The sequence below is a fragment of the Mediterraneibacter sp. 210702-DFI.3.120 genome, from assembly GCF_020561005.1.
In the GTDB taxonomy this organism is placed as follows: Bacteria; Bacillota; Clostridia; order Lachnospirales; family Lachnospiraceae; genus Mediterraneibacter; species Mediterraneibacter faecis.
Window position 1 is genome coordinate 187,597 of the sequence record NZ_JAJCNG010000002.1, and the last position, 26,652, is coordinate 214,248.

The following is a 26,652-nucleotide window of genomic DNA, read 5'->3' on the forward strand; positions in this document are numbered from 1 at the left end:
TTATTTCTTCAAAGTAATAACAACTTTTCTGAACGGCTCTTCTCCCTCACTGTGTGTCATCACATAAGGATCTGACTGCAGTGCTGAGTGGATGATTCTTCTCTCATAAGGATTCATCGGCTCAAGTGCTACCGGTCTTCTGTTTCTCTTTACCTTATGTGCAATGTTCTTTGCAAGGTGTCTCAGAGTCTCTTCTCTTCTTGCACGATAGTTCTCTGTGTCAAGCTTTACTCTTACATAACCTTCCTGATGCTTGTTCGCTACACGGTTCGCAAGATACTGCAGAGAATCCAGAGTCTGTCCTCTCTTACCAATCAGAATTCCCATATGCTCTCCACTCATATCTACGCAAAGTGCACCATCCTGATCAATCTCAGTCTTAAGCTCAACTTCCATGTCCATGGCTTTCATTGTATTCTTGAGGAAATCTTCTACTGCTTCGATTGTCTGAGGCTGAACTTCTACAAGTTTTGTCTCTTTCTTAACTTCCTCTTTTACTTCTTTTTCTACAGCTTTTTCAAAAGCAGCCTTCTGAGGTTCATCCGCTTTCTTTTCTGCAGCTGCTTTCTGAGGCTGAACTGTTTCAACCTTCTTTGGCTCTGCTTTCACAGGTTCTTCTACTACAGGCTCTTCTACCTTCTCCTCTTTCGGTTCCGGTTTTCTTCTTGCTTCAATAACTGCCTGCTTCATTCCGATTCCCAGGAATCCTGCGCTTCCCTTCTCGATTACTTCGTACTCCAGTCTGTCGCTTGTTACACCAAGCTGGATTAATGCTTCTGTGATCGCATCATCAACTGTTTTCGCCGATACTCTGATACTACCGTTCATCCCGATTCCTCCATCTTCAAATCCTGACCCGTCTCCTGCTTTTTAAGAGAACGGTTAGGAGTTACGAATCTTCCTTTATTTTTTCTTGCCCTTTTTTTCTTTAGAACTGCTCTCATCTTCTGCCTTCGGCTGGTTTGTCTGCTGTCCGCTGTTATAACGGCTTACCAGATTTGCCTTAGAAGCAAGGCTTCCCGGCTTGGAATTCTGAGCCTTCTGCTTTGCTTTCTGGATCTTTTCTTCTTTCTCTGCTTCAGAAATTCCAGATTTTCCCTTTGTAACAGTACCCACATTACGAGTACTTGTTGTTGCCATCTTATTGATCTCTTTTGCAGAAGTTCCGTGTTTCTCACGTTTCTTCTGTGCTTTCTTCTGGTTCTCTTTGATCATCTCATCAAGAGACTTTGTGCTGAGATATTTGTTGATTGCAAGCTGCTGAATACATCTTACTGCTGCACTTGCTGCCCAGTAGAGACCAAGACCTGCCGGAAGTGTGAATCCCATAAATACTGAGATCAGCGGCATTGTGTATGTCATTGTCTTCATAGAGCTTGCCATCGGGTTATCTTTGTCATCTCCTGCCGGCTGTGGCTGAAGCTTAACACTGATAAACTGTGTCAGACCTGCAAGTACCGGAATAAGTACTGCAAGGATGATTCCTACAACAGATCCGTTGTGTAATGCAGTTGTCAACTGTGTCAGCGGCTGCTCTCCAATATTAATTCCAAGGAAACTGTTCAGGTGAGTAACCTTATCCATTGTCTGCTGTGCAAGATCCGTGATACTCGGCATCTTTTCCATCAGCGTATTCCATGTAGAATCCTGGAATTTATAAAGTACATTTACAATTGTATCTGCCTGGGAATAATCATAAGCCTTTGGGTTCATAAGAACCGGGCTTGCTTCACCGATCGTCTCCATGATCTTCTGGAAGCCATTTGTATTCATGATTGCTTCTGTCACAGGCATATAAACATCTTTAACACCTTTTACATACGTCGGAATATCACGGATAACCGGATACAGCGCGAACAGAATCGGCATCTGGATCAACATCGGGAGGCATCCACCTGTCATGGAAGTTCCATACTTCTCATAAACAAGATTGATCTCTTCCTGCTGCTTCATCATTGAAGCCTGATCTTTCTTTCCTTCGTATTTTTTCTGAATTTTCTTGATCTCCGGCTGCATAACAGCTGACATCTTAGAAAACTTCTGCTGCTTGATTGTAAGCGGAATCATCAATGTATAAATAATGATTGTGAAAATAATGATACAAACACCAATATTCTCAATACCAATCTTGCTAAGTACATTGAAGATACCATTCATTACCTGACCTAAAAGCCAGGCAATCTGTTTGATAATCGGCCAGTCTCCATAACCTGAAGCCAAAAGTCCGTATACTTCCATTACTTATCCTCCTTAAGGTACCGGATCATATCCACCTTTTGAAAATGGATTACAGCGCAGGATTCTCCATACCGCCAGAGCCCCTCCCTTGAGTGCTCCGTACTTCTCGATTGCTTCCAACCCATACTGTGAGCAGGTTGGATAATACTTACAAGTGCATCCGCCCTTCATTCCAGACAGATATTTCCTGTAAAAACGAATCATCCATAACAAGACATACTTCATCTGCGCCACTTCCTTATCATTGTCTTATCAGACATATATGTGATGAAGCTTTCCGAGATGGATCAGTGCACTTTCCACATCATGATAATTCTTATCCTTTGCACTTGTTCTCGCGATTACTACTATATCATACCCACATCGGAAATGTTCTTCTGATAATCTGTAACTTTCTCTGATCAATCGGGTAAGATGATGTCTTACCACACTGTTTCCAACCTTCTTACTAACTGATATTCCCAGTCGGTTCTTATTCAGTTCGTTCGGGATTATATACATTACAAGACATTTATTAGCGAAAGATTTTCCATTCCTGTAGACTGACTGAAAATCTTTATTCTTTTTTAAAGACTCAGAAAATTTCATCAATATCCTCTTCATTCCAGATAACAAAAATCCTGTTATCATTTAATATTAAATAGAAGAAAAGGCCACATATATGCGGCCTATGCTGATAACTGTTTTCTTCCTTTTGCTCTTCTTGCTGCCAGAACTTTTCTTCCGCCTGGTGTGCTCATTCTTGCTCTGAATCCGTGAACTTTAGATCTTGATCTCTTCTTCGGCTGAAATGTCATCTTCATATTCTTACACCTCCCTTATGCCTGATATACCTTATAATAAAAGTATTCACAAAATTAACTTCGTTACTGCGCCTCAATATTAAAAGACACTGCTCTTAATTATAGAGGGAAAACCGCATAAAGTCAAGCTTTATCAACAATCTTTCCCTTAATTTCTGGCCTTTTTTCATTTTAAAGAGTTTTTCACATTTTCTGTGAATAATTTCACAGTTCCTCGAACCCCTTATATATCAAGGAGTATAACTATTTTTTCACATAATTATACAACAGTTATACAGAAGTTATCCACAAAGTTATCAACATATGTGGATAACTTCTGTATAACCTGTGGAAAACCACTAAATATCGTGTTGATAAAATTTTTTTTATTCATAAAAAACCATATTTATCAACGTTTTAAGATGTTGATAAAGTTATACACACTGTTTTTTCATTGATTCTACAGCTTTTTTGATGTAAAATGTAATGGAGAGACTCTACCATTTTTAGAGTTATCCACATTATTTTAGTACGAAGTTAATAAAAAGTGGCTGTTTTTCACTTTTTTTAACAAACAGTTGCTGAAAACATTGTATTTGGGTAGGGGAAAGTCTGCCCTAAAAGCCATAATCAGGAGTTGAATGTGGATAAGTCCTGAATTATTTGCGCTGGATTTTCAACCTTTCCATTATAATTTTAAAAAATTAGGAGTTACTATCGATGAACATTGTAGAACAAAACTGGGATCAGGTACTAAACAAGATGAAGCTGGAATATTGCTCATCTAATATTTCTTATACTACATGGATTGCACCACTTACTGTTTATGAAGTCAAAGACAATACCGTATATATTCTCGTCAAACTGAAGGCGAGTCTTGAACATATTCAAGATAAATATCTGCTTCCTTTTAAGGTCTGCATCGCCGAAGTAACCGGTACAGAATATGAAGTGGAATTTGTAACCGACAGCCCGAAAGTGATTAAGGAAAAGAAAGAGTCTTCCGTCCAGAAGACCCGTGTAAATGCGATTTATGAAAAGGCAAACTTAAATCCAAAGTATACTTTCGACACATTTGTCGTTGGAAGCAACAACAATTTCGCCCACGCTGCTTCCCTCGCAGTTGCCGAATCTCCGGGAGAGATCTACAACCCTCTCTTCTTATATGGAGGTGTTGGACTTGGAAAGACCCATTTGATGCACTCCGTGGCACATTACATTTTGGAACATGATCCCTCCAAAAAAGTACTGTATGTCACAAGTGAAACTTTTACGAATGAACTGATCGATGCTCTTAAAGTAGGTAAGAACGGAAATGAACTGGCAATGACCACATTCCGCGAGAAATATCGTAATAATGATGTTCTTCTGATCGACGATATTCAGTTTATTATAGGAAAAGAAAGTACACAGGAAGAATTTTTCCATACATTTAACCACCTTCATGTGTCAGGAAAACAGATTATCATCTCCAGTGATAAGCCTCCGAAGGACATTGAGACACTGGAAGCCAGACTTCGCACACGTTTTGAGTGGGGTCTGATTGCTGACATCTCCTCTCCTGACTATGAGACAAGAATGGCGATTCTTCGTAAGAAAGAAGAACTCGACGGACTTGAGAAATATCATATTCCGGATGAGGTTATGCAGTACATTGCCAATAATATTAAATCCAATATCCGTGAGCTTGAAGGATCTTTGAATAAACTGATCGCTCTTTCTAATCTGGAGAATAAACCGATCGACATTCCTTTGGCTGCTGAGGCCTTGAAGGATATGATCTCACCAGATGATACCCGTGCAGTTTCACCAGAACTGATCATGGATGTGGTTTCTGAACACTTTAATGTACCGGTAGCTGAACTAAAAGGTAAAAAACGAAACGCTGAGATTGTTCTTCCACGCCAGATTGTCATGTATCTGTGCAGAAATATGACCGATACACCACTAAAATCCATTGGTGCCCTGCTCGGTGGTAAAGATCATGCTTCCATTAGCCATGGTGTACGCAAAATTGAGAATGATCTGAAGACAGATGAAGCTTTAAACAACACTGTGAATATAATTAAGAAGAAAATCAATCCTGTATAAGGAAGATAACTCTATAAAATGTGAATAACTTGTCAGTTTTTCGCGTTAATTGTGGATAACTTTGTAGAAAACCTGTAGATTTCTATGTGAATAACGTTGGGATAACAAAAATGTGGATTTTTTGCCGAATTTTTTTCCCCACAGTTTCAACACGTTATTTTTCTGTAATCTACATAGTTATCCAAACCCGCAAACCCTTGATTTTAAAGGGCTGCAGGTACTTATCCACTTATCCACACCCCCTAAGGCGGAGAAGGCGGAATCGATTTATATAAATATACATAAATTACGCGAGAAAAAAACGTTATCCACATACCAACCGTAACCTTAAAACCTGAAAGGAGTAATCATCAACATGAGAATCATATGCAAAAAATCGAATCTCGTAAAAGGAGTCAGTATTGTTTCCAAGGCAGTACCCTCTAAAACAACAATGCCTATTCTTGAATGTATTCTGATTGATGCAACAACGGATGTAATCAAATTGACTGCCAACGATATGGAACTTGGAATTGAAACTACAATTGATGGAATTATTGATTCCAGAGGTATTATTGCTTTAAATGCAAAGATTTTTTCAGAAATTGTCCGTAAACTTCCAGACAATGATGTTGTTATTGAAACAGAATCTGACAATCAGGCAATTATTACTTGTGAAAAAGCGAAATTTAATATCGCAGCCCAGTCAGGAGATGATTTTTCTTATCTTCCGGCGATTGAGCGTGAAGATTTTATTACTATTTCCGAGTTTACTTTGAAAGAAGTTGTTCGCCAGACTATTTTTTCAATTGCTGACAATGATACGAACAAGATGATGACTGGAGAACTTTTTGAGATTGACAATGATGTTCTCAGAGTTGTTTCTCTTGATGGTCACAGAATTTCAATCCGGAAAATCGAACTGAAAGATGCTTATCAGCCGAGAAAAGTAATTGTTCCTGGAAAAACTCTTCAGGAAATCAGCAAGATTATTGGCGGTGAAGCGGATGCTGAAGTTGAGATTTCGTTTACAAAAAATCATATTGTCTTTGAATTTGACAGAACATTGGTTGTTTCCAGACTGATTGAAGGTGAATATTTCCGAATTGATCAGATGCTGTCCAGTGATTATGAGACAAGAGTACATGTGAATAAAAAAGAACTGTTAGATTGTATTGATCGTGCAACTCTGCTTATCAAGGAGGGAGACAAAAAGCCGATTATCATTGACATCAAGAATGAATCAATGGAGTTGAAGATCAAATCACAGATTGGATCTATGGATGAACTGATTTTCTGTACAAAAGACGGAAAAGATCTGATGATTGGATTTAATCCAAAGTTTTTGATCGATGCACTTCGTGTGATTGAAGATGAAGAAGTAGACTTGTATTTTATGAATGCAAAAGCACCTTGCTTTATCAAAGACGAGAATCAGTCTTACATTTATCTGATTCTTCCAGTCAATTTTAATGCAGCTGTCTAAACTCAGAAAATAATAGATTATGCGGAGCAGACGCCCTGCTCTGCAATTTTTTGACTTTTAGAAATCCAGAAAATTAAAAGTTTAAAAATGTTTAAAAAGTTTAAATAAAAAATAAAGATCAAAAACACTGATAAAAATTAATTAAGGAGTGATAAGAAATGGAAATAATCAAACTGCGCCCTCAGGATGAATTCATTAAACTCGGTCAGGCGCTCAAGGCAGCCGGGTTAGTTGAAAGTGGTGTTGAGGCTAAGGACGTAATTCAGAACGGGCTTGTTCTTGTAAACGGAGAAATTGATACGAGACGCGGAAGAAAGCTTTATCCGGGCGATACAGCTTCTTTTGACGGAAATGAAATAAAAATTGAAAAATAATTAAAAAACGTGTAGAATAACATGTGAGAGGTTTTCTCGCTCGTGTTATAACGTGATGGCGGGGAAATTATGATAATCAAGTCTTTAAAGCTGAAAAATTACAGAAATTATGATTTATTAGATTTGACCTTTGATCCGAAAACAAATATTTTGTACGGTGACAATGCTCAAGGAAAGACAAACATACTGGAAGCATTGTATTTGTCTGGAACGACGAAATCTCACAGAGGAACGAAGGATCGGGATATGATACAGTTTGGGTATGATGAATCCCATCTGGAGACAGTAGTTGAGAAAAAGGGAATCATTTTCCAGATCGATATGCACCTGAAGAAAAACAGTCCGAAGGGAATTGCAATCGATAAGGTACCGATTCGCCGTGCAAGTGAGTTATTCGGTATTGTCCATTTTGTTTTCTTTTCTCCAGAGGATCTTAATATTATCAAAGAGGGTCCGGCAGGAAGAAGAAGATTTATTGATCTTGAGCTTTCCCAGCTTGATAAGATCTATCTGAACAATCTTTCGAACTATAACCGTATTATTAACCAGCGTAATTCACTTTTGAAGGATATCTATGGCTCGAACCAGCAGCATTTGCTGGAGACACTGGATATCTGGGATATGCAGCTGGCTGCTTATGGAACAAAGGTTTTGGACAGAAGAAAAGAATTTGTACGACAGGTGAATGAGATTATTTCAGAGATTCATTTCCGTCTGACAGGCGGGAAAGAACGGCTGTCATTGACTTATGAATCAAGTATTGGTGAGATGTCGATGGAGCAGGCTCTGAAGAAAAACAGGGAGAGGGATCTGCGGATGAAAAGTACGTCTGTAGGTCCTCATAGAGATGACCTGTGTTTCCTGTCAGGAGATTTGGATATTAGAAAATTTGGTTCTCAGGGACAGCAAAGAACAGCTGCGCTGTCCCTGAAATTAGCTGAGATTGAACTGGTGAAGCGGATCATTGGGGATACGCCGATCCTGTTATTAGACGATGTTTTGTCTGAATTAGATAAAAACAGGCAAAACTATTTACTGGATAGTATTCATGATATACAGACGGTGATTACTTGTACGGGACTGGATGAGTTTGTAAATCATAGATTTTCTATCAACAAGATATTCCATGTGAAAAGTGGACATGTAGCAAAAGAAAACTAGGAGGTTTAAGAATGGGTGCATCAGGTACAGAATTTGACGCTGAATACGGAGCGGACCAGATTCAGATTTTGGAAGGATTGGAAGCCGTAAGAAAAAGACCGGGTATGTACATTGGCAGCACTTCCGTCAGAGGACTTCATCACCTGGTTTATGAGATTGTAGATAATGCGGTGGATGAGGCTCTGGCCGGATACTGTGATAAAATTCAGGTAGACATTAACAAAGACAATTCGATAACGGTCACAGACAATGGGCGTGGAATTCCTGTAGGAATCAACCATAAGGCAGGACTTCCTGCAGTTGAGGTTGTATTTACAATCCTGCATGCCGGTGGTAAATTCGGCGGTGGAGGGTACAAGGTATCCGGAGGATTGCACGGAGTAGGTGCATCTGTTGTTAATGCTCTTTCTGAGTGGCTGGAAGTAGAGATTGCCAACGAAGGAAAGATTTATAAACAGCGTTATGAGCGTGGTAAAGTATGCTATAAACTCAGAGTTGACAGAGATTGTGAGCCGGAGATGAGAGGAACAAAGGTTACTTTCCTTCCGGATAAGGAAATCTTTGAGGAAACAGTATTTGATTATAATACACTGAAACAGCGTTTCCGTGAGATGGCATTCCTGACAAAGGGATTGAAGATTCACTTAAGAGATCTTCGTGAGGAAGAGATCCATGAGCATATATTCCACTATGAAGGTGGTATTAAAGAATTTGTAACATATCTGAACAAGAGTAAAACTGCGCTCTATGAGCAGATTATTTACTGTGAAGGTATGAAAGACAATGTTGCAGTTGAGGTTGCTATGCAGCATAATGACTCCTACAATGAGACTACTTACGGTTTTGTAAACAATATTACAACGCCGGAGGGTGGTACTCATATTGCGGGATTCAGAAGTGCATTGACCAAGGTATTCAACGATTATGGTAAGAAAAATAAGCTGCTGAAAGAGAATGAGCAGCTTTCAGGAGAGGATATCCGTGAGGGACTGACTGCGATTGTTAGTGTCAAGATTGAGGATCCTCAGTTTGAAGGACAGACAAAGCAGAAACTTGGAAACAGTGAAGCACGTGGAGCTGTTGATAATATCGTCAGAACACAGCTGGAGATCTTCCTGGAGCAGAATCCAAGTGTTGCAAAGATGATCATCGAAAAGTCTGTTATGGCACAGCGTGCCCGTGAAGCAGCCAGAAAAGCAAGAGATCTTACAAGAAGAAAGTCAGCTCTTGAGGGAATGTCCCTTCCGGGAAAACTGGCAGACTGTTCAGATAAAGATCCGTCCAAGTGTGAGATCTATATTGTCGAGGGAGATTCCGCCGGCGGTTCTGCGAAGACAGCCAGAGACCGTGCAACTCAGGCAATCCTGCCACTTCGTGGTAAGATTCTGAACGTAGAGAAAGCACGTCTTGATAAGATTTACGGAAATGCTGAGATTAAGGCAATGATCACAGCATTTGGAACGGGAATCCACGAAGATTTTGATATCAGTAAGCTGAGATATCACAAGATCATTATCATGACCGATGCCGATGTCGATGGAGCGCACATCAGTACACTTCTTTTGACATTCCTGTACCGTTTCATGCCGGATCTGATCAAAGAGGGATATGTATATCTTGCGCAGCCGCCGCTGTATAAGCTGGAGAAGAACAAGAAGGTATGGTATGCATACAGCGATGACGAACTGAACCAGATTCTTACAGAAGTTGGTCGTGACAGCAACAATAAGATCCAGCGTTACAAAGGTCTTGGAGAAATGGATGCAGAGCAGCTTTGGGAGACAACTATGGATCCGGAGCACAGAATCCTTCTGCGTGTAACGATGGATGATGAGACCTCTTCCGAGCTCGATCTTACTTTCACAACCCTTATGGGAGACAAAGTAGAACCAAGAAGAGAATTCATCGAAGAAAACGCAAAGTATGTACAAAACTTGGATATATAGTAGTTATAGCGACACAACAGGCAACTTCGGGCAGGGCTGATTCGAGTTTACTCGAAAGCAGACCTGGACGTAGTTGTCTGGGTTGGCATTAGAAATGCCAACCCAGCGAAAAAATCGTCAGATTTTTGAGCTGGTGTGGAGCGTAAGAACGCGAAACCCAGTTAGATTTTTGAGCTGGTGTGGAGCGTAAGAACGCGAAACCCAGTCAGATTTTGAGCTGGTGCAGAGCGTAAGAACGCGAAACCCAGCCAGGTTTTGAATATGATAGATTGACCCTAGAAAAAAGGAGACAAGTGATGGAAGACAATATTTTTGACAAAGTCCATGAAGTCGATCTGAAAAAGACGATGGAGACTTCATACATCGACTATGCCATGAGCGTAATCGCTGCCCGTGCTCTTCCGGATGTTAGAGACGGACTTAAGCCGGTACAGAGACGAATTCTGTACTCAATGATAGAATTAAATAATGGACCGGACAAACCGCATCGTAAATGTGCGCGTATTGTCGGTGATACGATGGGAAAATACCATCCTCATGGAGACAGCTCGATTTATGGAGCTCTCGTTAATCTTGCACAGGAGTGGTCTACCCGTTATCCTCTTGTAGATGGACACGGAAACTTTGGTTCAGTGGACGGTGATGGCGCTGCTGCAATGCGTTATACAGAGGCACGTCTGAGTAGGATCTCCATGGAGATGACAGCGGACATTAACAAAAATACCGTAGATTTTATCCCGAACTTTGATGAAACAGAGAAGGAGCCTACTGTACTTCCGTCCAGATTTCCGAATCTTCTGGTAAATGGAACATCAGGTATTGCAGTAGGTATGGCAACGAATATCCCGCCGCATAATCTGCGTGAGGTTATTTCAGCAGTTGTTCAGATCATAGATGATCAGATTGCAGATAAAGAAGAGACGACAATCGAGGAAATTCTTGAAATCGTGAAGGGACCAGATTTCCCTACAGGTGCGGAGATCCTTGGAACAAGAGGAATTGAAGAGGCATACAGAACAGGACGCGGTAAGATCAGAGTGCGTGCGGTGACAAACATTGAGCCAATGCAGAACGGAAAGAACAGAATTATTGTTACTGAGCTTCCGTATATGGTAAATAAAGCACGTCTGATCGAAAAGATCGCTGAACTTGTAAGAGATAAAAAGATTGATGGAATCACTGATTTAAGTGACCAGTCTAACCGTGAAGGTATGAGAATCTGTATTGAGCTTCGTCGTGATGTGAATCCGAATGTAATTCTGAATCAGTTATATAAACATACACAGCTTCAGGATACATTTGGTGTGATCATGCTGGCGCTCGTTGATAATCAGCCGAAGGTTATGAATCTTCTTGAGATGTTGCAGTACTACCTGCGTCATCAGGAAGATGTTGTGACAAGAAGAACACAGTATGACCTGAATAAAGCACAGGAGAGAGCTCATATCCTGGAAGGATTACTGATCGCTCTGGATAACATTGACGAAGTCATCCGCATCATCCGTGGTTCTAAGAATGTTCAGGAAGCAAAAGCAGAATTGATCAAACGCTTTGGACTCAGTGATGCCCAGGCACAGGCAATCGTAGACATGCGTCTGCGTGCACTCACAGGTTTGGAACGTGAGAAGATTGAAGCTGAATATGCAGAGCTTATGAAGAAGATTGAAGAGTATAAAGCAATTCTTGCTGATAAAAAACTTCTTCTTGGTGTGATCAAAAAAGAGATTCTTGTAATTGCTGAGAAATACGGTGATGACAGAAGAACTAAGATTGGATTTGATGAATTTGACATCTCCATGGAAGATCTGATTCCGCGCGAGAATGTCGTAATTACAATGACAAAACTTGGATATATCAAGAGAATGTCTATGGACACATTCAAGAGCCAGAATCGTGGTGGTAAAGGTATTAAGGGAATGCAGACTCTGGAGGATGATTACATCCGAGAACTGTTTATTACAACCAGTCACCATTACATTATGTTCTTTACAAACACAGGCCGTGTCTACAGACTGAAAGCTTATGAGATTCCGGAGGCAGGAAGAACTGCGCGTGGAACAGCAATCATTAACTTACTCCAGCTGATGCCGGAAGAGAAGATTACTGCGATCATTCCGCTTCGTGAGTATGAGGAAGGTAAGTATTTGTTCATGGCAACGGAGAAAGGTCTTGTGAAGAAGACTCCGATTCAGGACTATGCAAATGTCAGAAAGACAGGACTTGCGGCAATCGTACTGCGTGAGGATGATAAGCTGATCGAAGTTAAGATCACAGATAATACAGAGGATATTTTCCTCGTTACAAAATACGGTATGTGTATCCGTTTCAATGAGACAGATGTACGTTCTACAGGCCGTGTTTCTATGGGCGTACGCGGTATGAACCTGACAGATAATGACGTTGTGATCGGTATGCAGATCGAAAGCCAGGGCAAAGATATGCTGATCGTATCTGAGCGTGGTATGGGTAAACGTACAGACATGGATGAATTTACTCGTCAGAATCGTGGCGGTAAAGGTGTGAAATGTTATAAGATCACAGAGAAGACAGGAAATGTTGTCGGAATGAAAGCTGTAGATGAAGACAGTGAGATCATGATCATCAACACAGAGGGAATTATTATCCGTATGAAGTGTTCTGACATCTCTGTTTACGGCAGAATCACATCAGGTGTAAAACTGATCAACCTGAAGGAAAATGACACTGTAGCGAGCGTTGCGAAGGTGAGAAAGGCTTCTGCCGAGATCGACGGTGAAGAAGTTGAGATTTCTGATGAAGATGAGTCTGAAAAATCAGAGGAAGGATCAGTTTCTGAGACAACTGAACAGGAAACAACAGAGGAATAAAGTTGTTATGTTTTACAGAAGATTGTAAGCTGTCCTGAAAAATAAAAAGATAAGAGAAAGTGGATGGAGTTTACTTGATTACAGTAAACTTTATCCGCTTTCTTTTTTGAGTATAAAGAATTGAAAATGGAATCAAAAGGAATAAAAAAGAGACGGAAAAAATAAAATAAATCAAGGTAACAGTTCAGAGCCAACCTCCAAAATGCTACGCATTTCGTCGGTGTGGCGTATCCGCCAAATAAAATTTCAAAAACAGTCTTAAAAATGCAAGCATTTTATACCTGTTTTTTGAAATTTTGCTTGGCTCTGAACAGTTACAAATCAAGAAAAACAGATTGGAAGAGTGAAATGAAAAAGAAAACAGGATACTTTTTTCTCAAGTTTTTTATACGTGCAACCATAGGAATGGCGTTGATTTTTATAATAAACAAATATGTTCTTCCAGCAGATTCTTCAATTAATGTCGGTTTGAATCCGATGACCTTTTTGACATCCGGAACCCTTGGAATTCCTGGGGTTTGTCTTCTTTATAGCATTACATGGTATCAATTTTTGTAAGTTTTTTACAAAAACATTATATTTTTAATTTTGGTATGGACAAAACAGAAGTGCCCGTATATAATCTCACTTACCAACAGAAAATCATCTGTTGCAGCATCAGTGAATTGGGGAATTACTGATGTATCTTTTGCATCGAAGCGTTGGACCTTCGGTACAATTTCTTTATTCAGGCTGTATGATCGCAGCAAAGTTTCGAATTATGACAATTGAGCAAAGAGCAGTAAGAGGAACTGCTGAGAATTTTGTGATTTGTGATACACAAAAGAGTTATTCAGAAAATTTGTTCAGAAGATTATCTGAGAAATTATCCGGTTATTTTCAGTTTCATGTATTTCATGATATTGAGAATCTGAAAATAGCAGCCAAGAGTATGCAGGTAAATATTCTGCTGATCGGAGAAGAGTATGGAAAAGAAGATCGGGATGAGATTCCGGCAAGACAGAAGTATCTTCTGATCGGCGAGAAGATTCCGAACGAAAGAAGTCCCACAGAGATTCCATTCTTCCGGTATCAAAGTGTCAGCAGTATGCTGGAACTTTTACTTCAGGAAAAAAATCAGGAAAATTCAGAAGTACAGACGCATCAAATCCAACTTGTCTCAGACAGATCGCAGACAGTGAAAGCAAATGTAAATGGTCTGATCGGGATCTATTCACCGGTTCATCGAATCGGGAAGACAAGATTTGCCATGCGTATGGGACGAGTTCTTTCAGAATCGATTCCTACGTTGTATCTGAATCTGGAAGGATATTCAGGATTAAATTATTACCTGCCGGAAGAATCCGGAATGAATCTTGGAGATCTGCTGTATTACATGAAGCAGGAAAGTATCAATCCGGTATGGAAGATCAGTACTTTGATCAGCCATATGAATGGGTTGGATTATATCGCACCGATCCGGGCAGAACAAGATTTCAGAGAAGTGACAAAAGAAGAATGGAATCAACTTTTGGATCTGATTCTGGAGAAGAGTATTTACAAAGTGATCATTCTTGATCTTGGAGATACGGTAGACGGTCTGTATGATCTGTTAGGAAGATGCAGCAAAGTTTATACGCCTTACATTGAGGAAGGTGCAGCAAAAGCAAAACTCAATCAGTATGAAGAGAATCTTAGATCAGCAGGATATGGCGAGATTCTTAAGAAGATGGTAAGACGCAGAATGGGAAAGCCAAGAAATCCTGTTGCTTTAGAAGCATCTGCAAGTAAAATTACAGAATTTCCGGACAGAGAAAGGAAGTCGTAAGGATGATTAGAAAAGAGCAGCTGTATGAACAGATCCTTGAACAAATCGATCTTACGAAGGAGACGGATGATGAAGAACTGCAGGAGCTGATCCGCACAGTATTGGATGAGGCAGCAGATGAAGAATATATTTCGTTGAGTGATAAGATCAGAATCGGTCGTGAGTTATTCAACTCTTTTCGTAAACTGGATGTTCTGCAGGAGCTTCTTGAAGATGATTCGATTACAGAGATTATGGTAAATGGAATCGACCATATCTTTTATGAGAAAGAAGGAAGAATTTTCCGGTCTAAGAAGTGTTTTTTGTCTCAGGAGAGATTACTGGATGTGATTCAACAGATTGTAGGTGAATCGAACCGTTATGTAAATGAGGCCTCTCCGATTGTGGATGCAAGGCTGAAGGATGGATCTCGAGTAAATGTTGTATTGAATCCGGTTGCTGTGAATGGACCAATCCTTACAATCCGAAAGTTTCCATCGGAAGCAATTACGATGGAAGAGCTGATCCGTATAGGCAGCGTAACTGATGATGCCGCTAACTTTTTAAAAAAGCTGGTAGCAGCAAAATATAATATTTTTGTCAGTGGTGGAACAGGAGCAGGAAAGACAACTTTCCTGAATGCGTTGTCGAACTATATACCAAAAGGAGAACGCCTGATCACGATCGAGGATAATGCAGAGTTACAGATTCAAGGAGTTCAGAATCTGGTGCGCTTAGAAGCACGCGGACCGAATGCAGAAGGAGAAGGGGCTGTAACCATCAGAGATTTGATTAAGTCAGCACTTCGTATGAGACCGGATCGAATTGTTGTAGGAGAAGTAAGAGGAGAAGAGACAGTAGATATGATCTCTTCAGCAATGTTGAATGGTCACAGTGGTTCAATGTCAACAGGACATGCCAATAATCCAACAGATATGTTACACAGACTGGAAACAATGATGCTGATGGGGATTGATCTTCCGTTACAGGCAATTCAAAGACAAGTTGCATCGGCACTTGATATTATCATTCATCTTGGAAGACTTCGAGATAAGACAAGAAAGGTTTTGCAGATTGTAGAAGTGGAAGGGTATGAAGATGGAAGGATCCAGACAAAGGTTCTTTATGAATTTAAGGAGGAGGGGATGAAGAATGGAAAGATACAGGGATGCCTTATGAAGAAAAATGAAATCACGAATAAAGAAAAACTCCTGGCTGCAGGATATCACACCATCTGAATATACTGTCGGAATCATAAAATGTACGGTGAGATTTCTTCTAATTTTGTATTTGTTTTATGAATCGATACTTCCGGCAATTCTCCTGTTCCCGTTATGGTTCTTATACATGAAGGAGTGGATGGAAGAGAAAGCAATCGGAAAAGAACAGGAATTCAGGAGGCAGTTCAGAGATAGTATCCAGACAATGGCAGGGGCACTTAAGGCAGGATATTCTGTAGAGAATGCAATCAGGGAAACAAATCGTGATCTGATTGGAATGTATGATGCGAATACAAGGATTCGAAAAGAATATGGTCAGATGGTAAGGAAGCTGGATCTGAATCTGTCAGTTGTAACTGTATTGAATGAATTTGCGGCTGAAGTAAAGCAGGAGGATGTGACGAATTTTATTACAGTTTATGCAGCAGCTAAGGTCAGTGGTGGGGATTCAATTGCGATTATCAGAGATGCGGCCAGAACAATCGGAGAGAAGATCGATACAGAACGTGAGATACAGACCATGCTGGCTGCGAAAAAGCTGGAATTTGAAATCATGAGCGTAATCCCATTTATAATGATTCTCTACATGAAGATGACATTTGGTGAATTCTTAAGTGTCTTGTATGGTACATGGACCGGATGTATTGTAATGAGTATTTGTCTTGTGCTTTATCTTGGAGCATATAGGTTTGGAAGGAGGTTGCTACAGATTGAGATTTAACAAGAAGTGGAAAAAAGTACTTCAGCCTGACAAAGGAAAATATGGAATCTATAAAAAGGCCGGAATCGTTCTTTTATTGTCAATCGTAATGTTTAGTGCAGTGTATGTCACAGATAATCGTCGTCAATTAGCACAGGATGAAAATGGAAACCGGATTTTGGAAAGAAAAGGACAGGGAGAAGGAAAAAAGACAGAAAAAATCCAGATGGAGACAGGCGAGTGGAAAGAGAAGATGAAGGTTCAGATTTCGGAAAAGAAGTATGCAGAAGAAGAGATTGGAGAACAGCTTTCTAAGGCGGCAGAAGAACTTCCGGCTCAGATCCTTGGTGAAAACAAAAGTCTGGATGAGGTCAGGTCAGACCTGAATCTTATTATGGAAATTCCACATACGGGAATCAGCGTGTCATGGGAACTTGATAACTACGAGGTTATGAACAGCAGAGGTGTTTTAAAGCAGGAGAAGCTGACGGAAGAAGGAACACTCGTCAAATTAACCGCTGTCCTTCGATATGATGAGGAAAAAATGTCCTGTGAATTTTATGCACACCTGTTTTCCACACCGTTGTCAAAGAAGGAAGGTGTTCTGAAAAAGATATCCCAGGAAGTAGAAAAAGCAGATCAGGAACAGCGGGAAAAGGATTATCTGATATTGCCAGATCAGGTAGATGGAAGAAAATTATCCTGGAAGCCTGTGAAGGAAATGAGAGCATTTGGAATTCTTTTGCTTGGCGGAGTGATGATTGTATTCCAGTTTACAGCAGAGAAACAAAAGCAGAAAGAACAACGAAAGAAAGAAATCAGACAGATGCAGTTTGATTATCCGCAGCTGATCAATAAATTCAGTCTGTATATAGGGGCAGGAATGACAGTGAGAAGAGCCTGGATCCAAATTGTAAAAGAATATGACAAAGAGAAACACTATCTTGGAGAAAGAACAGTGTATGAAGAGATGAGATATACAATGAATGAACTGAAGAATGGAAGACCGGAAAGTGAATGCTACGAGGCATTTGGAAGGAGGTGCGAAAGTCCGGTTTACCGAAAGTTCGGAATGCTTTTAAGTCAGAATTTAAGAAAAGGAACCAAGGGATTGACGAATCTGTTACAAAGAGAGGCGCAGGAAGCTTTTGAGGAACGGAAAAATATGGCAAAGAAACTTGGTGAAGAGGCAGGAACAAAGTTGATGATACCGTTGTTTCTTATGTTGGCAGTCGTGTTCGTGATCGTGACTGTTCCAGCGTTTTTGACGATTCAGATTTGAGAAAAAGAGAGAAAAGAAGGAGAGATACAAGATGAGAAAATTATTGATAAGAAAAAATAAAGATAAGAAATATGTTGCCGCGATCACAACAATTGAACTGGTTTTAATTTTGGTTAGAAATTTCACCCCGTATTTGGGGTGTGTATTGTGTGGATAGAGTGGAAATGTGTGGACAAATCTTACTAGATATACAGAGAAAGGTGGAAAGTGTGTATGAAGTCAAAGGAAAAATCTAAGGAAGAGATTGTATTGATTAGATATTATAACGTGTTGTTTTATCTAGTTTTTAAGGGTGGGATAGATGACTTTAATAGACAGTGCTTGGTGAATAGAATTAATACAGGGGAGTCCATTCGGATGAAGCAAATACAGAAATGGTGTCATTATCATCAGATCACATATAGAACCAGATTTATTTATAGAAAGGATTTTCCTCTTAAAGCCAATTTATGGAACTTATATTCTTACATTAGGTTTTTATTGGAAAACAGATAAAAAATTTCAGATATTATGATGTGGTTATTACATGTACCATGCTGTCCATTCTTTAATCAACATCCATTCTTTAATCAGATGACGGGTAAAATTTTTTATGCTAAAATAGAGTTGTAGAAAATTGTCATTTTTAAGCAGGAGAAAAGAGTATGGAATTAGTATTAGTACATATTACAGATATACATCTCGAAAACGACACAGATTATAATATTTTAGAAGGCAGAAGTGAATATATTGCAAATGCAATAAATAAACATATTATAGATGAAACGAATACACTGCTAATTTTGTGTATCACTGGAGATATAGCATATTCGGGCAAAGAAGAGCAATATCTATTTGCGTCAATATTTATCTCTGACATTATAGCGGGTATAAAGAAGAGATATAATGATTTGTTTATACAAATTGTAACCGTTCCAGGAAATCATGATTGTGATTTTGACAGAGAGGATAGTGTCATAAGAGAATCGGTACTACGTGATTCTAATTTAGATATGTTAAATGGTAGTATTATCAAGACTTGTACTACAGCTGAAGAAAATTATTTTAACTTTGTGAAAGACTGGGATGAAAGTATAGCACCATTAGTTAGTGCAAGTGCTGAAAGCATATTTGCAATTAACGGATTGAGATATAAAGGAGTTTCTTTAAAATTTCATTGTTTGAACACAGCATGGTGTTCTAGTAAAAATGAAAAACCTAAAGAGATGAGAATTGCCATTCCTGAACAAGAAGATAAGATAGAAAATGATATTGTTATTACTTTGATGCACCATGATGAGTCGTGGATGACTTGGGATAGTGTTGAGGAATGGAAAAAGTATTATAAATATTATTCGGATATTGTATTAGTGGGGCATGATCATGTTTCTGAGATTGTATTAAAGGATAATTATGGTGCTGCAACAAATTATTTTGTGAAAGGAAACCAATTATATAATTCGCATTATCCAGAACAGAGTGGTTTTAATGTTTTGAAAATCGATTTAGAAAGTAATATTGAGCGCTTTTTTTCATATGAATGGAATGGAAAACTGTATGAAAATATATTAGATACTAAATCGAGAGAATTTAAGAAAAACCGTTATGTAAAAAGCGGTGTTGAATTAAAAGCAGATTTTTTGGAATACTTAGAGGATAATGAAATAGATTTGGTAAGTAAAGCCAAAGGGATATTGAAATTATCCGATGTTTTTGTTTATCCGGTTTTAAAAGGGGAAAGTATTAGTAATAAAAAGAATAAAGCGCTGTATAAAAATAAAGAAGATATTATTCAGATCATAAAAAACAAGAAATATATCATGATTTCTGGGGAAAAGGAGTATGGAAAGACAGCTTTATTAAAGCAGTTATATAAAGATTTTTTTAATATGAAATTATATCCAGTAATGGTAGATGCCACAGAATTGAGAACTGGAGAAGGAGATGAATTAAATAATAAGATTGCAGAAATTTATGAACAACAATATTCTAATTTGGAAAAAGAAGAAATCCTGCAAATGGAAGAAGAAAAGAAGGTGTGTATTATAGATAATTTTGAAGAGATTGTAGTTTCGGATAAATTAATAAAAAAAATACTACATTACCTTACTTGTAAATTTGGGATTGTGGTGATTACAAGTAATCTTCAAAATGATTTGCTTGGTTTCTTGAAAAATGTAGAAACAAAAGAATATTTAGAAAAGAAATTCACGCGCCTATATATTCAAGACCTAAAAAACTATATGAGAAGAAAATTAGTAAGTAGGTGGTTGCTGTTATCTAATGAGGAACAAAATCCTGAAAGTCAAGAGTTTGATGTATTATGTAGAAATAAGCTGGCACAAGTACAAAGTGTTATGAAAACAGGATTTTTTAATAAGACGCCAATAGAATTTTTACTTGTGCTTTCCTATTTAGACAATTATGAAAAAATGAATACGGATTATAGTAGATATTCCTATATTTATGAATGTTTAATTCTTGATAAGATAAACGAAATATCCAATGGCGATACAAATGAAGCAACTATGTATAAGACTATTCTGGAGCAATTAGCTTTCAGAGTTTATGATGAAGAACAACAGCAAAATATGGAAGAGAGCTTTGTCTTAGGGGTGATTTTTGATTATAATCAAGATTATCGAGGAAGTAAGGGAAGCGGAATTGATGTCATTAATAACCTGACTAAATATAAAGTTCTTGAAAAGAGAGAAGGTAAATATAGATTTAAACATAGCTACATGTACTACTATTTTACTGGAAGTTATATTTTGAACCAATTACCTCCAGATATGAGAATGCAAAAAACAAAAAAAATATTTGAAGATTTATCGAAAGAACTTAATTTTAATATTGCTTTATTTTTAGCATATGATATGAGTGCGGAGTATGAAATATTACCATTGATACAAGCAGTATGCAAAGAGCTTCTTGTAGAGTATCAAAATTTTGAGTATGCTCAACAAAAAGATTTATTAAAAAAATTGGAGTATGATATAGATCGAAAAGTGGAACAGATATTCAATATACCTAAGAATGTAAACATACCTAAAATTCAGGAAGAAACAGCCCTTAAGCAGTATGAAGTTGAAATGGATGAGGTAAATCAACAATCTGAAAAAGATGAGGAAATGCTTGAAAAGGAAGCAGAATTAGATAAAATGTCACTTGAATTTACCAAAACAATAAGAATTATTGAGTTTTTGGGAGATATTTTAAAAAATTACTCATCATCCATTAAGCGGAAACCAAGAATAGAAATAATAAATTTGATGTATGATTCAAGTATGAAGCTTATGGGAGCGTTATATGAATCCCTGAATGGAATGATAGATACTATCATTGAAATTGTAGACGAAAAAGCAAAAGAAGATCAGGAAGAAATTGCAGCCAAAAGTCAATTCAAGATGAAAATAAATGAATTTCTGAGTCAATTTTGGGGAGCCTTCGTTGGTGCTACAGTATGTAATCTGGGGTATTCTTTGCAATCAGATAGGATTGTGGATGAGATTATAGATGTTAGAACTGAGAAAAACTGTACATTTTTCCGAATGGCAAGTATTGATTATTTAATAAGAACTCAGAATGGACATTTGCCAGTTAAGGACATTGAAGAATGTATCAAAGGCAAGAACAAATTAGATACATTTTCTCGCAGTATTTTATCGCAGAATGTGGCTGTCTATTTGAGGAATTATCAGTATGATGTAAATGATAAGAAGGCTGTTTGTTCATTGTTAAATTTCAACATAAAAGATATATTTATAGATGAACAAAAAAATAAATTAATTTCAGACGTATAGAAGGGGAGGACAAACAGAAATATTCTTTATATTGTAAAAGTGGAAAGAAAGTGGAAGCATCTGATAAGGAATTACAAGATACAAAACAATTTTACTAAGATTTTTGGAATCCTACAAAAACCAAATTGTTAGGCAACGTGATGAAAGACCGGTCAAGTGAGGTCGGCCTTTTTTCATAGATATGGAAAAAGGATACAATAAATTCATGTTGAAAAAGAACATACGTTCTGTTAAACTAATAAGAACAGAAAGGGGAATTCAAATGAAAAAAGATGTTTTTCAAAACTGTCCGATTTACCAGTCTGATCGTTTTGAGATAAGAAAGATGGAAATGAAAGATGCACATGAATTATTTCGGTGTTACAGTAATCCCCAGGCTGCCCGATATTTTAACGGTGACTGCTGTGGAGATGATTTTTATTATACAGACTATGAGAAATTTTTAGAATGTATGAAGTTTTGGGAAAGCAGATACCAAGTGAGGGATTTTGTACGTTTTACCATTGTAGATCAGAAACAAAAAGAAATTGCTGGAATGGTAGAGATCTGTCCGTCTTATAAATATTCTGCAGATGGTTCTAAGATTGGGATTTTGAGAATCGATCTATTACCGGAATATGAAAATGAAAAGATGCTTAATGAATTGCTTACTCTGATCTTAGAGCATATCTATGAGGATTTTGAAGTACAGGCAGTTTTGATGAAAGCACAGGAATATGCAACTGCAAGAAGAAGTATATTAAAACAGTTTCATTTTGTAGCAGCAATGGACGAATGTAACATTTCTTTTAGGGATTATTTTATCCGGTTCTGAATGAAAATAACTGAGAAATGCGGATACTAATCTGGAGGAGGTGGGAACATGCAAAAGGATAGAACCTATGTCTGTATTGATCTGAAATCCTTTTATGCATCTGTGGAATGCCGGGAAAGAGGATTAGATCCCATGACTACGAATCTTGTAGTAGCAGATCCAGAAAGGTCAGATAAAACTATCTGTCTTGCGGTTTCCCCGGCAATGAAAAAACTGGGCGTTCCAGGTCGATGTCGGGTTTTTGAAATACCCAAAGGGATTGAATATATCATGGCTCCACCAAGGATGCAGCTTTATATTGATTATTCGGCAGAGATTTATGCGATTTATCTGAAATACATTTCCAAAGAAGACATACATGTTTACAGTATCGATGAAGTGTTTATGGATGTAACGGATTATCTGGCAATGTATCAGATGTCTGCAAAAGAACTGAGTGTAAGGATCATGGAAGATATTCTTGAACATACCGGGATTACTGCGACTGCCGGGATTGGAACAAATCTGTATCTGGCCAAAGTTGCATTGGATATCACAGCAAAGCATGTAGAGGATCATATTGGGATACTGGATGAAGAATCCTATTGCAAGACTTTGTGGAATCATAAGCCACTGACAGATTTTTGGAGAATGGGAAAAGGGATTGCTAACCGGCTGGAGCAGTCAGGTATCCGGACAATAGGAGAGATTGCCCATGCAGATGAAGACATGCTTTACCGGATGTTTGGGGTAGATGCGGAATTACTGATCGATCACGCCTGGGGCAGGGAAAGCACTACCATGCAGGATATCAAATCTTACAGACCAAAGACCAATTCCCTTTCCAGCGGGCAGGTATTGGAGTGCGATTATACCTTTGAAAAAGGGAAACTTGTGGTGAAAGAGATGGCTGACCTTCTTTGTCTGGAATTGGTGGAGAAAGGATTGGTCACAGATTCCATCACCCTGCATGTAGGATACAGTAACCGGCTGGAGAAGAAACCTGCACACGGGACCATAGGGTTACGGAATAGTACCAGTTCAGCCAGACAAATTATTGCGGCTACGGAAAAATTATATTGTCAGATTGTAGATCCGTATACTTCCGTCCGGCGAATGACTGTAACCTTTAACCAGGTGGTAGATGAGCAGTATCAGCAGTATGACCTGTTCACAGATCCGGCGGAATTAGAACGGGAACATCGGATGCAGGAGGCTATCTTGGATATTAAAGAAAAGTTCGGGAAAAATGCTATCTTGAGAGGGATGGACCTGCAGACAGGAGCCACTACGATGGAACGGAACCGTCAGATAGGAGGGCATAAAAGTGGAACATAGAGGATGTATGAACCGAGAAGACCGAGCAAAACAATTTATGCCATTTGCTGCTTTAAAAGGTTATCCAGAAGCGCTTCGAAAAAAAGAGAAAATCGTAGTACCCAAAATAGAACTGCCGGAAGAGTACCAGGAAGAGCTGGATCGGAAACTTCGACAGATTAAGAAAAATGATGTAGTCACGGCAGTGTTTTTCTTCAAAGGAGAATATCTGCAGAAAAAAGGGATGGTGTCCCGAATCGATACATCCGCCAGAGTGATACAGATCGTCAATACGAAAATCTGTATTGATGATTTATATGATATTGACAAAGAAAATGAGATGATGTGAAGCAGCCTAAAATGAACATGAGCTTGGACAGGCTGTTTTTCTTTTGGAGAAAGGGGGATAGTCTGCTGATAGAAAAGAGAGAACAGGATTTGTTTGAAAGAATGAAAAATTGTATTGGCTGTACCTATATTTCTGACCTACCCAGATACCGATATGAAGTATGGGAGAAGATGAAACGTATATCATTGGATCAATATACGTTAAAACAGCTGGACGATTTTTGCGAGTATGTGTTTGGAATCCGATATTGGATGGTAAAACAAATGCAGGAAAGGGAGGGTACTTTTGAAAAATCAGAATGTAAATAAGCTGGATAGTTGCTACAAAAGAGAGCAGATTCTTTGTGTAGTATTGTGAATAGCTTTCTGGCACAAATATGGTATCCTGTTGTGCTGGAAAGGAGGATGTGCCTATGAAACTGTCACCGGAAGAAGCATGGGCAGGGACTTTAGAGTCTATGGTGGATAATCGGGTAGTGTTCTATTTGAAAAGATATAATAGAGATTATCAAGACTATTCCAGGCAAATGAAAGAACTGTGTGAAAAGTATCCAGCTATCATACAACTGATTGATGGAAATAACGGGGTAACTTTAAATGATGAGGAATACCAGGTATTTAAAACCTACAGCGAGCTGTCATCTAACCGGGAAATGCTGGAACGGGCATACTATTATTACTTTGGACAAGCAGATATGTTCCATTACCAAAAGTTATTAAAAGAGATCTCAGAAACGAAGGAAAGGGAACCGGAACAAAGAAAAAAGGAAATTTTGGAATGTATGAGGCAGTTCCGATTGGAAGAAGCAGAAAAGGAGTTCCGCTTTGATCCAAAATATCAAAAAGAAAGGGATGAAGTGTTTCAATATGAACAAGAACTGCGTAGTATGGGGCTTTCAGAAGAAATCATTATAGTCATTGATAATTATCTCTCTGCTCTCAATGCCGAGTGGCTGAGATACGGGGAGTTAGCTTATCAATATGGCATGGAAGATATTTTAGCAATGATAAAAGAATAAGAAGAGTAATGAAGAAATGCCGTCCTTTCGGGGGCGGTGTTTTTGTCTGCAAAAAGGAGGAATTGCATGATTATTGGAGTAGATCATGGCTATTCTGTCATGAAAACAGCGCATATTTGTTTCCCATCAGGGATTGTAAGATATGAACATGAACCCTATACCAATCGTGGAGTGTTGAAGATAGAAGGGAAATATTATGTGTGCGGTACAGGGAGACAGCCGCTTTTGCGTACCAAGACCGAGAATGAGCAGTACTATTTATTGACACTTGCAGCTATCGCACAGGAAATCCGATTCCGGAAGGCTCCCCGGAAAGCGGAGGTGGTGCTGGCCGCTGGCCTCCCGCTTACCAGTTTCGGACGGGAAAAGAAAAATTTTCGGGATTACCTGCTGGAAAGAAAAAATCCGGTAGTGTTTGAATACGAAGGGGAAATCTATGAAATCCGGGTTTTGGATGTCAGACTGTTTCCACAGGGCTATTCTGTCGTAGCAATGCACCCGGAGATCATTCGGGATGAACCTTCTGTTCTTTTGGTAGACATTGGCGGTTGGACTATTGACATTATGCGACTGGATAATGGTGTTCCAAATGCAGCAACCTGCAGGAGTCTGGAAATGGGAGTCATCCGTTGTCAAGACGAGATTTTGGAACAAGTCCGCAGAGATACTGGTTTGTCGATCACAGAAGTACAGGTGGAACGTGTTCTGAATGGAAAGAGCTGCAGCATCTCTGAAGAGGCAAAGAACATTATACTTACTTATGGGAGACAGTATGTGAAGCGGATCGTGTCTGCCATCATGGAGGCCGGTTTCGATCTGCAGGCAGTTCCGGCTGTATTTCTGGGAGGGGGAGCAAGACTTTTTGAACGCAACGTAAGCCCCCAGGACCGCCTGTGTCGGCTTATCACCCTGCCAGACGTATGTTTAAACGCTGCAGGATTTGAAAGGCTTGCAGGGCAGATTTTGAAACGATGAAACGTCCGGTATTTTCTTTCCGGCCTAATAGGAAAGACCGAAACCATAGAAAAGCATGGAGCATTCTGGAGAAAGTGCCGGAAGGAGAGAAAAGCCAGTTTCTTGTGGATGCGATTTTATTCTATGACCAGGCAGATGCACTGGAACAGCTGATCCGGAAAAGTGTTCGAGAAGAACTAAAATGTGGCGATATGCGACAAACTGTCGCAACTGCAGAGCCGGAGGAGTTGCCGGATCAGGTATTGGATTTTATCTCAATGCTGCAGGAGGAATAGGAAAAACACATGGGAAGGAGGGATGCCATGAGCAGAATGGTAGTTGTAACGTTACCGGAAGACCAGGTAAACCAGCTGGAATTTCTGGCAAAAGAAGAATCCAACCGGATTGGAAAAGAAGTGACCATGACGGATCTTGCGGAGCGGGCTGTCCGCCAGCAGATCAAGCGGATGAAACAAAGAGATAGAAAAAGATAAGAGCTTGCATAGATAGAGCGCGGCAAAAGAAGGGAGGGATGCCTACTGAGAGCA

General features: G+C 39.0%; 25 protein-coding genes. 20 read left to right on the top strand and 5 right to left on the bottom strand.

The window, feature by feature from the left end; all coding sequences use genetic code 11:
• The 5 genes from jag to rpmH form a co-directional block, all read right to left on the bottom strand.
• Window positions 1-828, bottom strand: coding sequence for an RNA-binding cell elongation regulator Jag/EloR (jag, locus tag LI162_RS02455; RefSeq protein WP_020436915.1), 828 nt, complete (start codon window positions 826-828; stop codon window positions 1-3).
• 75 nt (window positions 829-903) lie between these two features.
• On the bottom strand, window positions 904-2,238 hold the full coding sequence (locus tag LI162_RS02460; RefSeq protein WP_020436914.1) for a YidC/Oxa1 family membrane protein insertase: 1,335 nt from the start codon (window positions 2,236-2,238) through the stop codon (window positions 904-906).
• 12 nt (window positions 2,239-2,250) lie between these two features.
• On the bottom strand, window positions 2,251-2,463 hold the full coding sequence (yidD, locus tag LI162_RS02465; protein WP_015527673.1) for a membrane protein insertion efficiency factor YidD: 213 nt from the start codon (window positions 2,461-2,463) through the stop codon (window positions 2,251-2,253).
• A gap of 27 nt (window positions 2,464-2,490) precedes the next feature.
• Entirely contained in the window at window positions 2,491-2,826 is a 336-nt protein-coding gene (gene rnpA / locus LI162_RS02470) for a ribonuclease P protein component (RefSeq protein ID WP_015527672.1), read from the bottom strand.
• Window positions 2,827-2,906: 80 nt separating this feature from the next.
• Complete coding sequence (gene rpmH, locus LI162_RS02475) at window positions 2,907-3,041, bottom strand: 50S ribosomal protein L34 (protein ID WP_004847680.1); 135 nt, start codon at window positions 3,039-3,041, stop codon at window positions 2,907-2,909.
• Window positions 3,042-3,740: 699 nt separating this feature from the next.
• Here rpmH and dnaA point away from each other — a divergent pair.
• The 20 genes from dnaA to LI162_RS02575 all read left to right on the top strand — a co-directional run bounded on the left by dnaA (window position 3,741) and on the right by LI162_RS02575 (window position 26,598).
• The gene (dnaA, locus tag LI162_RS02480) at window positions 3,741-5,111 is read left to right on the top strand and encodes a chromosomal replication initiator protein DnaA (RefSeq protein ID WP_020436913.1); all 1,371 of its coding nucleotides are present in this window, start codon (window positions 3,741-3,743) and stop codon (window positions 5,109-5,111) included.
• 355 nt (window positions 5,112-5,466) lie between these two features.
• On the top strand, window positions 5,467-6,576 hold the full coding sequence (gene dnaN / locus LI162_RS02485) for a DNA polymerase III subunit beta (protein ID WP_015527670.1): 1,110 nt from the start codon (window positions 5,467-5,469) through the stop codon (window positions 6,574-6,576).
• Window positions 6,577-6,734: 158 nt separating this feature from the next.
• Complete coding sequence (locus tag LI162_RS02490) at window positions 6,735-6,950, top strand: RNA-binding S4 domain-containing protein (RefSeq protein ID WP_015527669.1); 216 nt, start codon at window positions 6,735-6,737, stop codon at window positions 6,948-6,950.
• A 69-nt stretch (window positions 6,951-7,019) separates the two neighbouring features.
• The gene (recF, locus tag LI162_RS02495; RefSeq protein WP_015527668.1) at window positions 7,020-8,111 is read left to right on the top strand and encodes a DNA replication/repair protein RecF; all 1,092 of its coding nucleotides are present in this window, start codon (window positions 7,020-7,022) and stop codon (window positions 8,109-8,111) included.
• Window positions 8,112-8,122: 11 nt separating this feature from the next.
• Complete coding sequence (gyrB, locus tag LI162_RS02500; protein ID WP_015527667.1) at window positions 8,123-10,057, top strand: DNA topoisomerase (ATP-hydrolyzing) subunit B; 1,935 nt, start codon at window positions 8,123-8,125, stop codon at window positions 10,055-10,057.
• A 296-nt stretch (window positions 10,058-10,353) separates the two neighbouring features.
• Entirely contained in the window at window positions 10,354-12,903 is a 2,550-nt protein-coding gene (gyrA, locus tag LI162_RS02505; RefSeq protein WP_118175286.1) for a DNA gyrase subunit A, read from the top strand.
• 348 nt (window positions 12,904-13,251) lie between these two features.
• A complete protein-coding gene (locus tag LI162_RS02510; RefSeq protein ID WP_015527665.1) occupies window positions 13,252-13,461 on the top strand; it encodes a pro-sigmaK processing inhibitor BofA family protein in 210 nt (69 codons plus the stop codon).
• Window positions 13,462-13,639: 178 nt separating this feature from the next.
• A complete protein-coding gene (locus LI162_RS02515; RefSeq protein ID WP_227155661.1) occupies window positions 13,640-14,710 on the top strand; it encodes a hypothetical protein in 1,071 nt (356 codons plus the stop codon).
• 2 nt (window positions 14,711-14,712) lie between these two features.
• Entirely contained in the window at window positions 14,713-15,927 is a 1,215-nt protein-coding gene (locus LI162_RS02520; RefSeq protein WP_227155663.1) for a CpaF family protein, read from the top strand.
• Window positions 15,928-16,036: 109 nt separating this feature from the next.
• Window positions 16,037-16,630 carry a type II secretion system F family protein gene (locus LI162_RS02525; protein WP_331470783.1) on the top strand — a complete coding sequence of 198 codons (594 nt, stop codon included), beginning with the start codon at window positions 16,037-16,039 and terminating at the stop codon, window positions 16,628-16,630.
• The gene (locus LI162_RS02530) at window positions 16,620-17,891 is read left to right on the top strand and encodes a type II secretion system F family protein (RefSeq protein WP_226865962.1); all 1,272 of its coding nucleotides are present in this window, start codon (window positions 16,620-16,622) and stop codon (window positions 17,889-17,891) included. The genes LI162_RS02525 and LI162_RS02530 overlap by 11 nt, the downstream gene beginning before the upstream one ends.
• Before the next feature lie 644 nt (window positions 17,892-18,535).
• Complete coding sequence (locus LI162_RS02535; protein WP_117888725.1) at window positions 18,536-21,673, top strand: metallophosphoesterase; 3,138 nt, start codon at window positions 18,536-18,538, stop codon at window positions 21,671-21,673.
• A gap of 262 nt (window positions 21,674-21,935) precedes the next feature.
• A complete protein-coding gene (locus tag LI162_RS02540; protein WP_044949274.1) occupies window positions 21,936-22,487 on the top strand; it encodes a GNAT family N-acetyltransferase in 552 nt (183 codons plus the stop codon).
• Between the two features lie 48 nt (window positions 22,488-22,535).
• Window positions 22,536-23,804, top strand: coding sequence for a Y-family DNA polymerase (locus LI162_RS02545; RefSeq protein ID WP_117636668.1), 1,269 nt, complete (start codon window positions 22,536-22,538; stop codon window positions 23,802-23,804).
• A 7-nt stretch (window positions 23,805-23,811) separates the two neighbouring features.
• Complete coding sequence (locus tag LI162_RS02550) at window positions 23,812-24,132, top strand: hypothetical protein (RefSeq protein ID WP_004613165.1); 321 nt, start codon at window positions 23,812-23,814, stop codon at window positions 24,130-24,132.
• 101 nt (window positions 24,133-24,233) lie between these two features.
• Entirely contained in the window at window positions 24,234-24,440 is a 207-nt protein-coding gene (locus LI162_RS02555; protein WP_044925139.1) for a hypothetical protein, read from the top strand.
• A gap of 104 nt (window positions 24,441-24,544) precedes the next feature.
• A complete protein-coding gene (locus LI162_RS02560; RefSeq protein WP_227155665.1) occupies window positions 24,545-25,150 on the top strand; it encodes a hypothetical protein in 606 nt (201 codons plus the stop codon).
• A 66-nt stretch (window positions 25,151-25,216) separates the two neighbouring features.
• Window positions 25,217-26,125 (top strand): ParM/StbA family protein, encoded by a 909-nt coding sequence (locus LI162_RS02565; protein ID WP_117636665.1) that lies wholly within the window; start codon window positions 25,217-25,219, stop codon window positions 26,123-26,125.
• A complete protein-coding gene (locus LI162_RS02570; RefSeq protein ID WP_117636664.1) occupies window positions 26,122-26,400 on the top strand; it encodes a plasmid segregation centromere-binding protein ParR in 279 nt (92 codons plus the stop codon). Before LI162_RS02565 ends, LI162_RS02570 begins: the two co-directional genes overlap by 4 nt.
• A 27-nt stretch (window positions 26,401-26,427) precedes the next feature.
• Window positions 26,428-26,598 carry a hypothetical protein gene (locus LI162_RS02575; RefSeq protein WP_165853791.1) on the top strand — a complete coding sequence of 57 codons (171 nt, stop codon included), beginning with the start codon at window positions 26,428-26,430 and terminating at the stop codon, window positions 26,596-26,598.
• Window positions 26,599-26,652 lie beyond the last annotated feature (54 nt).

Bases quoted from the DNA above. Each gene is read 5' to 3' on its own strand.
- jag (WP_020436915.1), bottom strand. From the start codon at position 828: ATGAACGGTAGTATCAGAGTATCGGCGAAAACAGTTGATGATGCGATC.
- LI162_RS02460 (WP_020436914.1), bottom strand. From the start codon at position 2,238: ATGGAAGTATACGGACTTTTGGCTTCAGGTTATGGAGACTGGCCGATT.
- yidD (WP_015527673.1), bottom strand. From the start codon at position 2,463: ATGAAGTATGTCTTGTTATGGATGATTCGTTTTTACAGGAAATATCTG.
- rnpA (WP_015527672.1), bottom strand. From the start codon at position 2,826: ATGAAATTTTCTGAGTCTTTAAAAAAGAATAAAGATTTTCAGTCAGTC.
- rpmH (WP_004847680.1), bottom strand. From the start codon at position 3,041: ATGAAGATGACATTTCAGCCGAAGAAGAGATCAAGATCTAAAGTTCAC.
- dnaA (WP_020436913.1), top strand. From the start codon at position 3,741: ATGAACATTGTAGAACAAAACTGGGATCAGGTACTAAACAAGATGAAG.
- dnaN (WP_015527670.1), top strand. From the start codon at position 5,467: ATGAGAATCATATGCAAAAAATCGAATCTCGTAAAAGGAGTCAGTATT.
- LI162_RS02490 (WP_015527669.1), top strand. From the start codon at position 6,735: ATGGAAATAATCAAACTGCGCCCTCAGGATGAATTCATTAAACTCGGT.
- recF (WP_015527668.1), top strand. From the start codon at position 7,020: ATGATAATCAAGTCTTTAAAGCTGAAAAATTACAGAAATTATGATTTA.
- gyrB (WP_015527667.1), top strand. From the start codon at position 8,123: ATGGGTGCATCAGGTACAGAATTTGACGCTGAATACGGAGCGGACCAG.
- gyrA (WP_118175286.1), top strand. From the start codon at position 10,354: ATGGAAGACAATATTTTTGACAAAGTCCATGAAGTCGATCTGAAAAAG.
- LI162_RS02510 (WP_015527665.1), top strand. From the start codon at position 13,252: ATGAAAAAGAAAACAGGATACTTTTTTCTCAAGTTTTTTATACGTGCA.
- LI162_RS02515 (WP_227155661.1), top strand. From the start codon at position 13,640: ATGATCGCAGCAAAGTTTCGAATTATGACAATTGAGCAAAGAGCAGTA.
- LI162_RS02520 (WP_227155663.1), top strand. From the start codon at position 14,713: ATGATTAGAAAAGAGCAGCTGTATGAACAGATCCTTGAACAAATCGAT.
- LI162_RS02525 (WP_331470783.1), top strand. From the start codon at position 16,037: ATGAAGGAGTGGATGGAAGAGAAAGCAATCGGAAAAGAACAGGAATTC.
- LI162_RS02535 (WP_117888725.1), top strand. From the start codon at position 18,536: ATGGAATTAGTATTAGTACATATTACAGATATACATCTCGAAAACGAC.
- LI162_RS02540 (WP_044949274.1), top strand. From the start codon at position 21,936: ATGAAAAAAGATGTTTTTCAAAACTGTCCGATTTACCAGTCTGATCGT.
- LI162_RS02545 (WP_117636668.1), top strand. From the start codon at position 22,536: ATGCAAAAGGATAGAACCTATGTCTGTATTGATCTGAAATCCTTTTAT.
- LI162_RS02550 (WP_004613165.1), top strand. From the start codon at position 23,812: ATGAACCGAGAAGACCGAGCAAAACAATTTATGCCATTTGCTGCTTTA.
- LI162_RS02555 (WP_044925139.1), top strand. From the start codon at position 24,234: ATGAAAAATTGTATTGGCTGTACCTATATTTCTGACCTACCCAGATAC.
- LI162_RS02560 (WP_227155665.1), top strand. From the start codon at position 24,545: ATGAAACTGTCACCGGAAGAAGCATGGGCAGGGACTTTAGAGTCTATG.
- LI162_RS02565 (WP_117636665.1), top strand. From the start codon at position 25,217: ATGATTATTGGAGTAGATCATGGCTATTCTGTCATGAAAACAGCGCAT.
- LI162_RS02570 (WP_117636664.1), top strand. From the start codon at position 26,122: ATGAAACGTCCGGTATTTTCTTTCCGGCCTAATAGGAAAGACCGAAAC.
- LI162_RS02575 (WP_165853791.1), top strand. From the start codon at position 26,428: ATGAGCAGAATGGTAGTTGTAACGTTACCGGAAGACCAGGTAAACCAG.